The following is a 13,315-nucleotide window of genomic DNA, read 5'->3' on the forward strand; positions in this document are numbered from 1 at the left end:
TCACGGTAATTGTGAAAACTATAGGACATTATGTGAAAATTATAGGATATTATAGGACTATATATTATAGGTCTAGCACTTCCCTCCTCCCCTGCCAACCCCCTCACAAAAAAATTACCGATTACTGATTACAAATTACTAATTACAAAATTTGATTATCTCCACCTGGTCATCACAATAATTGCCAAAAATATAGCCACTCCCACCCAGACGAATCCCATCCACGTCTTCCGAAACAGTCTCCCCCGAATATCGCCCTGCAACAACCCCGATATAATATAAATCACAGACACCAGGTACATCGACCCTCTAAAAATTCCCACTGGCCAAAACGAAAATATCATTCCCAATTGGCCCAAAATTAATCCGGGAGCCAAAACATAGGCCATCCGGTTTTTATCCTTGCCGTCATCAGGTAGCTCAATCGCAATTGCCCAAAATTGATACAAAAATAGCAAAGTCGACACCGCAAAGATCACCAGTCCGTTTATCCAATAATCCCATCTGAAAGAAAATATGGTATCAAACAAAAAAAACGCCGCCAATAACAAGATTATCAAGCTAACCGTATACGCCGCCCGATACAAAGGTACCGTTTTATAGCCTATTGCCACCAAAAATACATTTTCAACCAAAAAAATAATATAGCAAAGCCCCCCAAAAAATACACTCATCGCCAATGAACCGACAAACGAAGCAGGCAATATGGCCGCAAACAAGCCAAAGCCAATAAACAGCGCCGACGGCAACAAAATTGCCATCAGTCTAAGATAAATGCTATCGGCAAATATTATCCCCAATCCAAACCAAAAACAAAAAATAACCAAAAGCGTCCCTACAATTAATCCGTAATACCGCGATTCATAAGGTAGGGAAATAAACATAAAAAAACCAACCGCCGATAAAATCGATGAGACCAGATACTTAAACCTTTTGGACATAGTCAAACCCGGTAAAAACATTAATCACATCATCACTTTCCTCCAATTCTCCCACCAGATCAAGCACATCAGCCACATCTTCCTCGCGGGAAAGCATTAAAGGCATTTTTGGCACCATTACTATTTCATACCGAACAACTTTTATCCCCATATTTTTAATTTTTTCCGCCACCTCGGTCAGATTCCCTGGGTCAACATATATCCTGTTTTCCGATATATCCTCAGCTCCGGCGTCAATCAAATCAAGCTCCCTGTCTACTGGTATTTGTTCAACCTCTATCTCTCCCCTTTTATCAAATTGATACAGCACCGATCCTCCCTCCACCAAACTTCCTCCGCAATTTCTAAACATTAATTTCAGTTCCGTCAAAGTTCTATTTTTGTTATCTGTTTCCGCTTCAATGATAAATGGGACCGAGTGGGGACCGTAGCCCTCAAAAACATAGTTTCCCATATTCGCTTTTTTTTCCTCAAAATTAGCGATTAACCGCTCGATATTGTCTTTCGGCATATCGACATCTCGGGCCGCGACAATTGCCGTCTTGAGATGTAAGTTAGCCTCCCTATTTGTATTCCCCCCACCCGTCCGAATTGCCGTCAGGATATTCTTGGCTGCCTTAGTAAAAACTTCGCTTCGCTTTTTATCTTGCGCTCCCTTTCTGTTTTTGATATTCGACCACTTAGAATGACCGGACATAATTACTATATTTTATCATCCGGCCAAAGGTATCACCGAAATATAAATATATTTCGTTTTCGCCCAAATTACTGTCTGTCCGAATTGTACAACTAAATAGTTCCTTTAATGCCAACAGTCCCCATCTCTCCTCCAAACCATGGTGATATACCATCAAGCACTTATCGACTATTTCCTCCGCATCATCAACTTCCATTACTGAAAACCCCGCCCATTCCAACCTCTCCGACATAAAACCGGCAAGCCCACTTTCTGCCGATGCGTTGTAAACCGATAGCCTCATATCATCAACCAAAATTCTGTCATCCCCAAAGTCCCTCATCATTATTTCTCCCAATACAAGCTTGTTTTGCTCAATGGCACCATTAATCTCCTCACTGCTTACAATCATACTGTTTTGCCATAAGACATATTTAATCCACCCAAATATTCCCAACTCCGAGATCAAATTTTTATTGCTGCTCCAATCCTCATATTTTTCCAGAAATACCACCTCATCGGCCATAAAGCCAAAATTATAAAAAAATATCGGTTTATAATCCGCAAAATTCACCTCCTGTTTTAGTAACCGCATGATCTTATCACCCTTGTACCACCCCAATCCTCCTGGCACCCAAATCGGCACACTTCCCCCCACCTCAAGCACATTTACCATATCCCTCACCGGACTTATCGAAACCATTACTAACCGATCGGGAGAAATAATTGCCAGTTTCACATCGGTTTTACCATTCCAGCCAGCCGACCAGACAGTAATTCCTAGCCCCCCCGCCACCACCAATACTCCCAATATTACCAGCCAAAGCCATCCCCTATTTTTAACCCGTTTTTTCATATTCCGCCAAAACATCTTTTAGATCACTAGGTATTTCCGATTCAAATGACACAACTTTCCCGTTTACATCGGTAAAACTAATCTGGTGGGCATGTAGAAACGGCCTCCCGCCGGAAGCTCTGAGCTTGTCGAAGGGCTCCCCGCCATACAACACATCTCCCACCAACGGCCATCTCAAGTTACTAAAATGAACTCTAATCTGATGAGTTCTCCCGGTCAAAAGATCAATATCCACCAAGCTATAGATTCGGTTACCCCTTTTATACTTTGAAATCAGCCGAAATCGGGTTTCCGCCTTCTTGCCGTCCGGATCAACTCCAAATTTCCCAAAGCCAAAACGGCTGCGACCTATCGGCACTTTCATTCCCCCCTCTCTTGGCAAATCTCCGCAAATTAACGCAATATATTTTTTTTGTACTTTCCTTTTTTTAAACTGACTTTTCAAATAATCCAGGGCTTTTTTAGTTTTTGCCACCACTATCAATCCCGAGGTCCCCTTATCCAATCGGTGCACTATCCCCGCTCTTTCTAAATTATTTGACTTTTTATCCCTCAGCCAATCCTCTAGAGTCGCCTGCCGGTTCGTCCGTCCCTCATTAGTTACCACCAATCCTCCCGGTTTATCTAAAACCATCATCTCCTCGCCTTCAAAAACTATTCCGATCTTTTCATCCATAAGTTTATTATAAATACCCCCGCACCCAAAACTATCATCCAATCTGCCAGGTTATTATATAACCCAAAAAATAATTCCCAATAATCCCTTACATATCCAAATCTTATCCGGTCAACCAGGTTTAACCCTCCACCCCAAAACACCGCCGCCAGCCCTCCCCCCTCTCCCCTCCAAATCACTTTATATCCCAAAATCAAAAATACGGCTATATTTAGTAATATACCACCTATATTAAACCCAAAACTGACTCCATAGTTTCGGACCATCACCCCAAAAAATCCCGCCAACACCTCATTTACAAAAACCAACAAAACCAATCCGGTTGTAAACCACAAAACTCTAGAACTCTGACTCTTTCTCACATTTAATACAAACGGTTGCTTCAGGCTTAATTGCTAACCGGTCTGTATCTATCATCTTCCCGCACTTCTCGCAAGTTCCATACTTCCCAATCCTTAGATAAGTCAAAGCCTTTCTGACCTGAACAATCTGTTTTTTAATAAAATTAGCCTTTACCACCGTTTCAAAATGCCCCACCTGTTCATCCACATCCTCCTCAATCGAATTTTCCGTCGACCTGGCTGCATCCATAAACGGATCAGACTGCTTTATGTCTTTCTCTCTGCGCTTTAAGCGGACAATCTCTCCCTCAAGGAAATGTTTTATCGGTGCTACCAATCTGCCGGGAAATTTAATACTCTCCGCCGGCTTCGTTTCTGATTTCATGATTTCTTCCTTTTTATCTTAACCAATAACGGATCAAGCACTTCTCCAAGAATAAACAATCCTCCCAGATTTATCAAGCCGGCAAACAAAAGTACCCCAAAAAAAACCCACTTGTTAATTATCAAAAAATATACCGCAAGGAGCATGAAAAACACCATATTGGCAAAGAAAAACCTAAATCCCTTCCGGCCACTTCTATACCAAACAAAGGACCGATACCGATTTTTCACCCACGTCGAAATCAAAAGACTCAAAACAAATATTGCCGCTATCGCCCCCTCCGTTACCCCAATCTTCCCAAAATCCACCCCCGCCAACCATACCCCCATCACCAAAATCAACATATTGTTGGTCATATCTTCAAGAAATGGCCATAATTTCCAACTATACTTCTGCGCTAGCACGGTTACAATCATTAGTAATATCACATAACCACCGGCCAAATTTAATCCCCGATTTTTATAAAATATTACCCAATCACCAAGCGTACTCCACTCCCCCCAATTAGCCAGTCCATAAGTTACCCTCCCCCCTATCAAAAAAGCCAACACCGCCAACCATGAAAAAGTAATCAAATCATCAACCCGATAACTATCTCTCAAATTTCTCCAGGTTAAATACAGAAACAATACAATTCCGATTATTGATAAGAACGGAAAAACCATACCCTATTATAATCTATATTCATCGCACAAATTGCGATCCCTTCATAGCGCCAAAGAACGAAATTGTATCTGTACGTCATTGCGCTTGTCCGCCTTTGGCGGAAGGAGTAAAACGACGTGGCAATCTTTACAGAATTTGACTATACAAATCTCTCCACTCCGGGTTAATGCAATTGATTATGTCTAACGTTAAAGATTGCCACAGTCAATCCTTCCTTCGCAATGACGCGAATCATCTGGTGCTCGTTTTTGGAAAAATTCGAACGCATTTCAAACAAAATTGTTAAAGTGTTAGGTCTTTAAACAAAATTATATTATTTTTTTGACCACGAATCAAAACAAATACTTTGTCTAATAAATCACCATGCTGAAGTACCATTTCTTTCTGTTGAAAAGTCATTTTATCAAAAATGTCTTTGGTGATTACAATCTTTTCTGTCTCTTCTGGCTTCCATCCACCCATAACGTGTGATTCAACATACCAACCTCCTGGAAATAGTTTTTGGTAGACTCTTGCCAATTCCGCTCCTTCCCAATTAAAAACATGGCTTTGAATTATTACATCGGGATGCATCCCCAAGCCACCTTGAGATCCTGAATCAACGTCACAAAAAATTGTTTTTCTCTCAAAAGCTCTTCGAGAACCAATCAAATAAACTCCAAGGTCGGAGAAAAATGGCTGTTTCGCAGTTAAGTCTTCAATCCAATCGTCAGTTAAAATGCCATACAACACAGAGGGATCTTCGGCAATATCCATTGCTCTTGTTCCCAATTTTGCTTCCAACGCGCGTATCTGAACTTCTGGTCTCTGTATTGTCCCTCTGCCCCATAACTCACCAGTTTGAAGAAAATCAATTAACCTTTCAACAGAATAAATATTTTTTGCAACATATGTCTGACCTTGTATTTTATCTTCCGTGGTACTTAATTGTTCTTCTGCCAATACCCTATCAACATTGCCTTCTGCCATTAGTCTTGAGACTATCGCTTCTTTTTTTCTTGGAATATTAGCGGAAGCAAATATATCTGCCTGTTCAAGCGCTTGTTGTCGTCTGGCTACTGGAGTTAACGTAAGAACGTCTTGAAATAATAAACCCGGCGCGGCGTCAATCTCCTGCCACCAACTTTTTAATTTGGCGTCAATCGCCATTTCTACCGACCATTTTAAACGCAGTTCATCAGGAGGAAGAAGATTTTTTGCCCATCCGGCATATTGATCCAAAAATGCTATTCCATTTTGTTCAACCCTTTTGTCATCCATATTGAATAGTATATTGCAAATTAAGAAGTAACTGCTTTCTGTCAGCACCCTTTGCACATAGATTTTTCCCTGTTCCGTTTCTAACCTTGGGCATATTCCCACAAAAATCTACCCACACAAACAGTTGGTCCATGATATTCTTCCTCGACAACATCTAACTGTCCACGATATAAATCCGTCATATAAAAAATTTATGTTTTATGATACGATTTCCTTTTTGGTGCCGAAGGACGGAATCGAACCGTCACGGTTTTTAAGGCCACAGGTTTTTGAGACCTGCGTGTCTACCAATTCCACCACTTCGGCAAATTTCAAACTTTATTTTATTATTGTCGGCCTCGGTAGTCTACCAATGAAATTTATCCGCCGGCAGGCGGACCACTTCGGCTTTCAAACTCTTCTATTATCTCACGACAAACCCCTAATTTTAAACCCAAAACAATTACTAATTACAGATTACAGATTACTGATTACAGATTACTGATTACAGATTACCAATTACCATCTCACCCTTTCTTCTCCACATCAAAAAAACTCACCTGCTTACCGTTAAAGTACAGATTAAAAGTTCCAGTCGGACCATTCCTGTGTTTTTCGATCCCACAGGTCACAATTTCCCGAACCTCCTCGTCCTCCCGGTGTAAAAACAGTACCACGTCAGCATCCTGTTCAATACTTCCCGATTCCCGCAGATCCGACAGTCTCGGTTTCCCCCCCCTGGCTTCCATTGCCCGGGAAAGTTGAGCCGCCGCCACAATTGGCACCTTTAGCTCTCTTGCCAAATTTTTTAATCCCTGGGAAATTTCCGACACCTCCTGAACCCGATTATCTCTGGTAGTTCCATGCATCAGTTGCAAATAATCAACCACAATAAATCTTATCCCCTTATCCGACTGCAGTCTCCTTGCCTTCGTCCTCAGTTCCGTCACCGTCAGCCCGGGAGTATCGTCAATATAAAGCGGGGCCTCAGCTAGTACCCCCATTGCCTCCGACAACGACGCAAAGTCATCTTCCGACAGTTGTCCAGTCTTTAGCTTCCAGGCGTCAATCAGCCCCTGACGAACTAGCAATCTGTCTACTAGTTCCTCCTTGCTCATTTCCAAAGAAAATACACACACCGGTTTCTTTTCTTCAACCGCCACATGTCTGGCAATATTCAAAACAAAAGCCGTTTTTCCCACTCCCGGCCTGGCTGCCAAAATTATTAAATTACTATCCTGCATTCCGGCAAGCATTCCATCCAACGACTTAAAACCGGTCCCGATTCCCCTCAAACCACTTCCCAATTTCTGCAACTCATCCAGGCGGTCAAAACTGGCCGTCAAAACTTCCTTCAGCGAAGATGGCACCGATTTCAAATGTTTTTGCGACAGCGAATATATTTCCTGCTCGGCATAATCCAAAAGCTCCTCCGACTTCAATCCATCATCAAAAGCTCTCTCGGAAATCCTGGCCGCCGCCGAAATCAGCTCCCTTTTAGCCGATAGCGACTTAATAATCCGACCATAACTCTCAACATTGGCCGAAGTCGGCACCTCGTTTGCCAACCTGGCCAAAAACGTCTTCCCTCCCACCCTCTTTAACAACTTAAGCTCCTTAAGCCTTTCCGAAACAGTCACGATGTCTAAGGGCTCCCTCTTTTCATACAAATCAATCATTGCCTGATACACCTGGGCATAGTTTTCATTGTGAAAATGTTCGGGACGAAGAAAATCCGACACTTCAACAATCCCATCGTTATCTATCAAAATCGACCCCAAAACCGATATTTCGGCTTGCTCAGAACTCGGCGGTATCTTTAATGTATCCATACAATTTCAAGCCCCTCAGGCAGACTTTCAGAATCTACCTTTAACGACTCAACCGGCTGCAAATCCTCCCTGTCAACCTCATCCATAAATTTCTTCATCTCTCCGGTGTCCGCCTGCCCTCCGACGGGAATCAGGTAATTTGCTCCCCACTTTTTCGCCCACGACAATACAATTTTTCCACCCACCACTTTTTCTCCTCCCACCGATGCCATCAATACATCAACGGCGTTAATCCGCTCGATTTTTTTATCGGTCAAAACTTCAGATATCTCACCCAAAATTCCAATTGTTACTCCATCTACATTAATTACATACACCGTGTCTCCGCTGCCGGCACCGACTCCCAATACTTCCACCCCCCCGACTTCATATTCTCCCGGACCTCTCAATATCACTTTTTCCCCGTCATTTAGCCCCAACCAATCGTATTTTTTGAAGTAAATATTATTACCCTACCTATGGCCTTATTAGCTCCAATAACTTCCTTTGTCGGATTAATCAAAACACTCTCTTTTTTGCCTTTTAACAAAACCGTTTGACTTCCCATACATCTTATTTCCATATATGCAATTCTATCATCACTTTTTAGCTCTTTGTGATATCATCTCTAAATCAATATGTTTAAAGAATTTGTGCTCGCCATCATCTTGGGCGCTCTTCTCGGATTCGGACTTACGGGAGGTTATTTTGCCCTAAACGCCAACAAGAAAAATAACCAACTCCCCGCCATCACCCCATCTCCGATCCCGCTTGTTTCCCAGGCCGTCGATTCAAAAATCAGCCCTGAGCCTTCGGAAAAACCCACCATCCAAAACCCCGACAATCTAACCGTTGACAGCCCCAAAAACGAATCGGTAGTCAACAACTCCAAAACCACAGTATCCGGTAATAGTTCACCCCAAAGTACAATAATAATTACCACTGCTCAAAAAACATACAGCCAAACGGCCTCCGAAGACGGCGCTTTTTCTATCGATATCGAGCTCGAGTCAGGCGCCAACAAAATCAACGTCTCGTCCATAGGTACCGGCGACAGCCAAACTGATATACAACTAATTATTACCTATTCAACCGCAAAGATATAATGACTATTCTTCTCCTGCTTTTCTTTCTCTTTCGTCCTCTAAATATTTTCGCTGCCACCCCAACTCCCACCTCAGTTGCCAACGACCCTACCCCGGCGGCAGATCCGACCAAAACATCCGGACTTGACGAAATAAAAAAAATCCGCGAGGCAGTCCAACAAAAAGTTCAGGAAAAACTAGCCGAGATATCAAATCCCGAAGTCAACCAAAAAAGAGGTATCATCGGAAAAATCACCAAAATTGATGGACTTGAAATTACCCTTGAAGACAATCTCCTTACCAGTCGAAAACTATCCCTTACTAACGACACGGTGGTCATTGGTATCAACAAAAATAAATCAAATCTAGAAAGTCTTAAAGTAGGCGTTGAAATCCTGGCCATGGGATATACCACTGAAGACGGTTCCCTCGATACCAAAAGAATTGTCATAGTTGACCTCAAAACAATAGCTGATCCCCTAAACGTCACCGTCGGCAAAATTGTCGATATTTCCCGAGCCTCTCCGGTCTTTGTCCTCATCCCCTCTTCCGACAAAAACACCCAATATCAAATCAAAACCGATGCAAAAACAGAAATTACTCAGCTCCAAAAAAACAAAATATCTTTTTCGGATCTCAAAAACGGCCAAAGAACTATTTTGGTTTTTAAGCCAGAAAGTAAAACCAGCAAATCCTTCTATGCCACCAAAATTATAAACCTCGACTATCAGACCCCTACCCCCACCCCCAAAAGCTAAAAACCGGAAATTCCGAATTTCTGATACAACTTTAGTGTTTCTCCACTTTTTAAAAACGATTCCCTATTCTCAATAAATTCCTCTCTGCCCCTTACGGGTTCGATACATACATAATTCTTGTCCCCCTCACTTACCCACAACTTTGAATATTGAAATCCTCCTATTTCCCAGTCCATCATTCCCCGTCCCGGAACAAAAATCTCGTTTTGGGGCTTTAGGGCAATATAGCCACTTTTCTTAACTTTTTCATTCATGTTTTCTCCGTTAATTTTCAGGTCTTTCCAGCCCTGGGGCATTTCAAAATAGTTGTGTATCCCCACATTTACAGGTGATTTTGCCCCAAGATTTTTAACTTCTATCTCATGCAATAAATTATTGCCCTCAAGGCGATATTTTTGCTGCACTTCAATATGTCCCGGATACGCGCCCACGTTTTGAAATTCAAAAGATATCTGAAAACAATTTTTATTCCCTTTCGCTACTCTCCACAATCCATTTCTTACCGGCCCATGAGCCGGCAGTTGAAATTTACCTACCCCCTCATTGGCAAAATTCGGTACACACAAATGGGTATTGGCAATTTTTCCGTCATTCCGATGATATGTCCCCAATACTACCTTATCCCCGTATCTCAATTCTTTAATCCTGCCCCCCATCAAATCAATCTCTAATTTCCAATCACCAAAACCTATATTAATCTCCGTCACAAACTAAGTATACCAAAACAAAACCACAAAGAATTTACCCCTCTATATACCGGATTTCATTCGATACGTATAATATATTTATTCTTTAATTTCGGTTATTTATTCCCCGAATAAGCCACCCTTAAAACATATCCGAATAATTCAAACATGTACATATATTTAATAGTCTGTTATCATCCTCACATGTTAGTTAATTCTCTCGTCCTCCTTATTTTGGTCGTCCTCCTTATTACGAAGGGGGCACTTTCGGAGGCAAGAGGAAGCTAATTTTTTCTCAAATTAATTCTCAAAAACCCCTCCGAAACGGAGGGGTTTTTAGTGGAATATTATTTATTAATAAAATATGGAAAGAATATCTAGGGATCGCATAGAAGTTGACCCCTGTGGATTCCGGGTTGAAGAATTAGATACCGTCGGGGTGATCCCTCCCCGATATTACATAGATGGTTGGGATAAATTACCGGGAGGAGCAACCGTTTATTGGTCCCATACGGACAGACGTATTCCACCGCGCGAAGTTATACTTCGACCCTCCCAAGGTGTCATAAAGCCAACCAAAAACAGCAAAACCTAACATTTTTTGCTATAATCTATTCCTATGAAACAAGGAATTCATCCAAAATATTTTGCTGATTGCCAGGTAAGCTGTGCCTGCGGCAATAAATTTACCACCGGCTCAACCCTGGAAAAAATCGAGGTAGACGTTTGTTCCAAATGTCATCCTTTTTTCACCGGCCAACAAAAGTTTGTCGACGTCAAGGGTAGAATTGACAAATTCAACCAAAAAGTCCAACAGGGCAAGGCTTATGCTGTCAAAAAAGCCGCAACCCCCAAGAAAAAAACTGCTAAAACCAATTAGCTTGTTTTTTTCTTAAATATGCCAACTATAAACCCAAACATTGCCATTTTGGAGTTTCACACCGGACCGGGTGGGCAGGAAGCCACTATTTGGTCTCAGGACTTAATGAACATGTATAGCCGTTATGCCAATCGTATCGGCTGGAAAGTCTCCCAAATTGACGACAATATCATAAAAATTTCCGGCTTTGATGCCTTCAGTCAGCTAAAGCACGAAACCGGTACCCACCGGGGCCAAAAAATCCCCATAACCGAAAAGCGCGGTCGTATCCAAACATCAACCGCCTCAGTCGTTGTCCTGCCCCAAATCGATTCCGCTGATATAGTAATTAATCCCGATGATGTTGAGATCACCGCCTGTCGGGCCGGCGGACATGGCGGCCAAAATGTCAACAAAGTCAGTACCGCCGTCAGGTTAGTCCACAAACCCACCGGTCTAGCTTTTTCCGTCCGTCAGGAACGATATCAGCAGCAAAACCGGGAAATCGCCATGAATCTCTTAAAATCAAAACTTTGGCAAATCGAAGAAGACAAAAAAATGTCTCATATCAGCGGCTCTCGGGCTATTGCCACCCAATCCCATCGGGCAGACAAAATCAGAACCTACAATTATTCCCGAAACCAGATCAAAGATCATCGTATCAACGTTTCCTTCAACAACCTCGATCGTATGATGCAAGGCGAGCTCGAAGACTTGATTCTCGAACTTTCAGTTCTCGATACTCACAAAGAAAACAATAACTAACTAGTCTACGCCATCGCTTGATATCCTCCCAACTGAAGCCCCTTTTTACTATAGCGTTGATATAAACCTTTCAGAATTGTACCCACATAATTATCAGGAAACTCCCTTAACTGACCGGCATATTCTAGTATTAGTCTACAAAAGTTATCATATGCTCCAACTCTCGCTTCCTCGTATTGCAAAAAATCAACTGTTCCCGATAGACACAATTGTCTGGCCTCTTCACCCCTCCGCAAAACTTCAATTATCTTAGCAAAACCAATTTTCCCACAAAAATCCTCCCACCCCGGCAAAACATTTTCCACAAAACCAGTTCCAACCACTCCCGGCAATAAACTTAATTGCCATCCCGCCTTTTCTCCCAACATAAAAACATTTAATGGATTTATATTTAAAGCCATCCAATACGCATTCCAAGCATTATGAAACCGATCCACATCCTCTGAAGCAGACAAACTTTTTCCCAGTGGTTTCCATACCTTATCATTTAACCACCACGCAGACTCGCCTAAACTATTTAATAATTGGTCAGTAGTCTCTATTCTGACTTCTGATAATTGTTGTCCTCTATCTCCGACTACCAGGGGCATTATCTGAAAAGGCCAAACTGCCCTAAATTCATGCAATGCTGTCCGAAAACCAGCCACTGGAACAAATTGGTTGAAAGCAATCTCCGGCCAAAGGTATTCATTTCCGACAAAGTTAATTATCCCCTTATTTGCCACTGCGACCTCTTTTCTCCCGGGATAAAAATTCATTTGTACCCCTAACAATTGCCCATCAGCGCCCGGCACTATTAAACACGGTTGGCAAACCGTTCCTCTGGCCATTAAAAATGGTGCCAGTCCCAAATTACTATCTGATGGTCCATCAATCCCAAATGGGCTCATCACATGAAGCAAAGGATGACCAAAATATAGCTTCCTTACTGTCTCCACTTCATTTTCTCCATTACCATCAACTTCCATCCCCAACCTCCTTCGACTCATTTGCCATTGAATTCTGTCTCCAGTATCACTCCTCACTTTTACCATTTCCGCCCATAAGTTCTTACCCGCCACATCACCAAATACCTCTTCCGCCTCGCCGGTCTGCCCTATTGCCAATAGGTCCACATCAGCATTATTTAAACATGGACGCTCTCCCGCCATTTCCATCCTCGCTAACTCCGTTGGTGAAAACCTCCATCTGGGAGTTATTCCCCGAACAAAAGCCGGATCTTTCGCTCTTGAAAGATCCAAAGCTGCCCCCTCCACCGCCATTAATATAAGTTCTGGTTTTCTCACCAAGACTTCACGGATCAACTCCCCGACCTCTGTCATCGCCACCCTTCCATCTTCTTCGTAACCATATATACCCCGTATCCTATCGAATTCTATCAACCTTAGACCCACTCCTCCATACTCCTCAAGAGTCGATCCTCCTTTTAGTATTTGCCCTTGTCTGGCCATTTTTGCCACTCTATTACAAAGATCTATCGATCCTTCTCTCTCCAATAAAACACTCCAACCTTCATGCCCGGCTTGGTCCAAACCCTTTTTGTAAATACCCATCATCTCCTGTTTGTCCAC

At 42.4% G+C, this 13,315-nt stretch carries 18 protein-coding genes and 1 tRNA gene; 5 read left to right on the forward strand and 14 right to left on the reverse strand.

Annotated features, from left to right (window positions below; genetic code table 11):
- Nucleotides 1–155: 155 nt before the first annotated feature.
- The 12 genes from WC841_02740 to WC841_02795 form a co-directional block, all read right to left on the reverse strand.
- Nucleotides 156–941 carry a hypothetical protein gene (locus WC841_02740; protein ID MFA5828251.1) on the reverse strand — a complete coding sequence of 262 codons (786 nt, stop codon included), beginning with the start codon at nucleotides 939–941 and terminating at the stop codon, nucleotides 156–158.
- The gene (locus tag WC841_02745; protein ID MFA5828252.1) at nucleotides 925–1,638 is read right to left on the reverse strand and encodes a YebC/PmpR family DNA-binding transcriptional regulator; all 714 of its coding nucleotides are present in this window, start codon (nucleotides 1,636–1,638) and stop codon (nucleotides 925–927) included. The genes WC841_02740 and WC841_02745 overlap by 17 nt, the downstream gene beginning before the upstream one ends.
- A complete protein-coding gene (locus WC841_02750) occupies nucleotides 1,622–2,473 on the reverse strand; it encodes a LytR C-terminal domain-containing protein (protein MFA5828253.1) in 852 nt (283 codons plus the stop codon). The genes WC841_02745 and WC841_02750 overlap by 17 nt, the downstream gene beginning before the upstream one ends.
- Nucleotides 2,457–3,149, reverse strand: coding sequence for an RluA family pseudouridine synthase (locus tag WC841_02755; protein MFA5828254.1), 693 nt, complete (start codon nucleotides 3,147–3,149; stop codon nucleotides 2,457–2,459). The genes WC841_02750 and WC841_02755 overlap by 17 nt, the downstream gene beginning before the upstream one ends.
- Nucleotides 3,128–3,511, reverse strand: coding sequence for a signal peptidase II (locus tag WC841_02760; protein MFA5828255.1), 384 nt, complete (start codon nucleotides 3,509–3,511; stop codon nucleotides 3,128–3,130). The genes WC841_02755 and WC841_02760 overlap by 22 nt, the downstream gene beginning before the upstream one ends.
- Nucleotides 3,489–3,875 carry a TraR/DksA C4-type zinc finger protein gene (locus WC841_02765; protein MFA5828256.1) on the reverse strand — a complete coding sequence of 129 codons (387 nt, stop codon included), beginning with the start codon at nucleotides 3,873–3,875 and terminating at the stop codon, nucleotides 3,489–3,491. The genes WC841_02760 and WC841_02765 overlap by 23 nt, the downstream gene beginning before the upstream one ends.
- Nucleotides 3,872–4,540, reverse strand: coding sequence for a hypothetical protein (locus tag WC841_02770; GenBank protein ID MFA5828257.1), 669 nt, complete (start codon nucleotides 4,538–4,540; stop codon nucleotides 3,872–3,874). The genes WC841_02765 and WC841_02770 overlap by 4 nt, the downstream gene beginning before the upstream one ends.
- A 283-nt stretch (nucleotides 4,541–4,823) precedes the next feature.
- The gene (locus WC841_02775) at nucleotides 4,824–5,801 is read right to left on the reverse strand and encodes a hypothetical protein (GenBank protein ID MFA5828258.1); all 978 of its coding nucleotides are present in this window, start codon (nucleotides 5,799–5,801) and stop codon (nucleotides 4,824–4,826) included.
- Nucleotides 5,802–6,019: 218 nt separating this feature from the next.
- Nucleotides 6,020–6,107 (reverse strand) — tRNA-Leu (locus tag WC841_02780).
- A 200-nt stretch (nucleotides 6,108–6,307) separates the two neighbouring features.
- Entirely contained in the window at nucleotides 6,308–7,612 is a 1,305-nt protein-coding gene (gene dnaB, locus WC841_02785; protein MFA5828259.1) for a replicative DNA helicase, read from the reverse strand.
- Nucleotides 7,600–8,031: an MBL fold metallo-hydrolase gene (locus tag WC841_02790; protein ID MFA5828260.1), complete on the reverse strand. Its 432-nt coding sequence runs from the start codon at nucleotides 8,029–8,031 to the stop codon at nucleotides 7,600–7,602. The genes dnaB and WC841_02790 overlap by 13 nt, the downstream gene beginning before the upstream one ends.
- Nucleotides 8,022–8,174, reverse strand: coding sequence for a hypothetical protein (locus tag WC841_02795; protein ID MFA5828261.1), 153 nt, complete (start codon nucleotides 8,172–8,174; stop codon nucleotides 8,022–8,024). The genes WC841_02790 and WC841_02795 overlap by 10 nt, the downstream gene beginning before the upstream one ends.
- A 55-nt stretch (nucleotides 8,175–8,229) precedes the next feature.
- Between WC841_02795 and WC841_02800 the strand changes: the two genes are divergently transcribed.
- Complete coding sequence (locus WC841_02800; GenBank protein ID MFA5828262.1) at nucleotides 8,230–8,697, forward strand: hypothetical protein; 468 nt, start codon at nucleotides 8,230–8,232, stop codon at nucleotides 8,695–8,697.
- Entirely contained in the window at nucleotides 8,697–9,434 is a 738-nt protein-coding gene (locus WC841_02805) for a hypothetical protein (GenBank protein ID MFA5828263.1), read from the forward strand. Before WC841_02800 ends, WC841_02805 begins: the two co-directional genes overlap by 1 nt.
- Here WC841_02805 and WC841_02810 read toward each other — a convergent pair.
- On the reverse strand, nucleotides 9,431–10,141 hold the full coding sequence (locus WC841_02810) for a hypothetical protein (protein ID MFA5828264.1): 711 nt from the start codon (nucleotides 10,139–10,141) through the stop codon (nucleotides 9,431–9,433). The two genes, WC841_02805 and WC841_02810, sit on opposite strands and share 4 nt — an antisense overlap.
- Before the next feature lie 343 nt (nucleotides 10,142–10,484).
- On the opposite strand from WC841_02810, the gene WC841_02815 reads away from it, so the two are divergent.
- Genes WC841_02815 through WC841_02825 form a run of 3 tightly spaced genes read left to right on the forward strand, consistent with a single transcriptional unit; the run spans nucleotide 10,485 to nucleotide 11,744 of the window.
- Nucleotides 10,485–10,715: a hypothetical protein gene (locus WC841_02815; protein MFA5828265.1), complete on the forward strand. Its 231-nt coding sequence runs from the start codon at nucleotides 10,485–10,487 to the stop codon at nucleotides 10,713–10,715.
- 24 nt (nucleotides 10,716–10,739) lie between these two features.
- Nucleotides 10,740–11,000: a 50S ribosomal protein L31 gene (gene rpmE, locus WC841_02820; GenBank protein ID MFA5828266.1), complete on the forward strand. Its 261-nt coding sequence runs from the start codon at nucleotides 10,740–10,742 to the stop codon at nucleotides 10,998–11,000.
- Nucleotides 11,001–11,018: 18 nt separating this feature from the next.
- A complete protein-coding gene (locus WC841_02825; protein MFA5828267.1) occupies nucleotides 11,019–11,744 on the forward strand; it encodes a peptide chain release factor-like protein in 726 nt (241 codons plus the stop codon).
- 5 nt (nucleotides 11,745–11,749) lie between these two features.
- On the opposite strand, the gene WC841_02830 is transcribed toward WC841_02825, so the two are convergent.
- On the reverse strand, nucleotides 11,750–13,315 hold the full coding sequence (locus WC841_02830; GenBank protein ID MFA5828268.1) for a hypothetical protein: 1,566 nt from the start codon (nucleotides 13,313–13,315) through the stop codon (nucleotides 11,750–11,752).

It is taken from the genome of Candidatus Shapirobacteria bacterium (assembly GCA_041659325.1).
Taxonomy (GTDB): Bacteria; Patescibacteriota; Microgenomatia; order UBA12405; family UBA12405; genus JBAZYN01.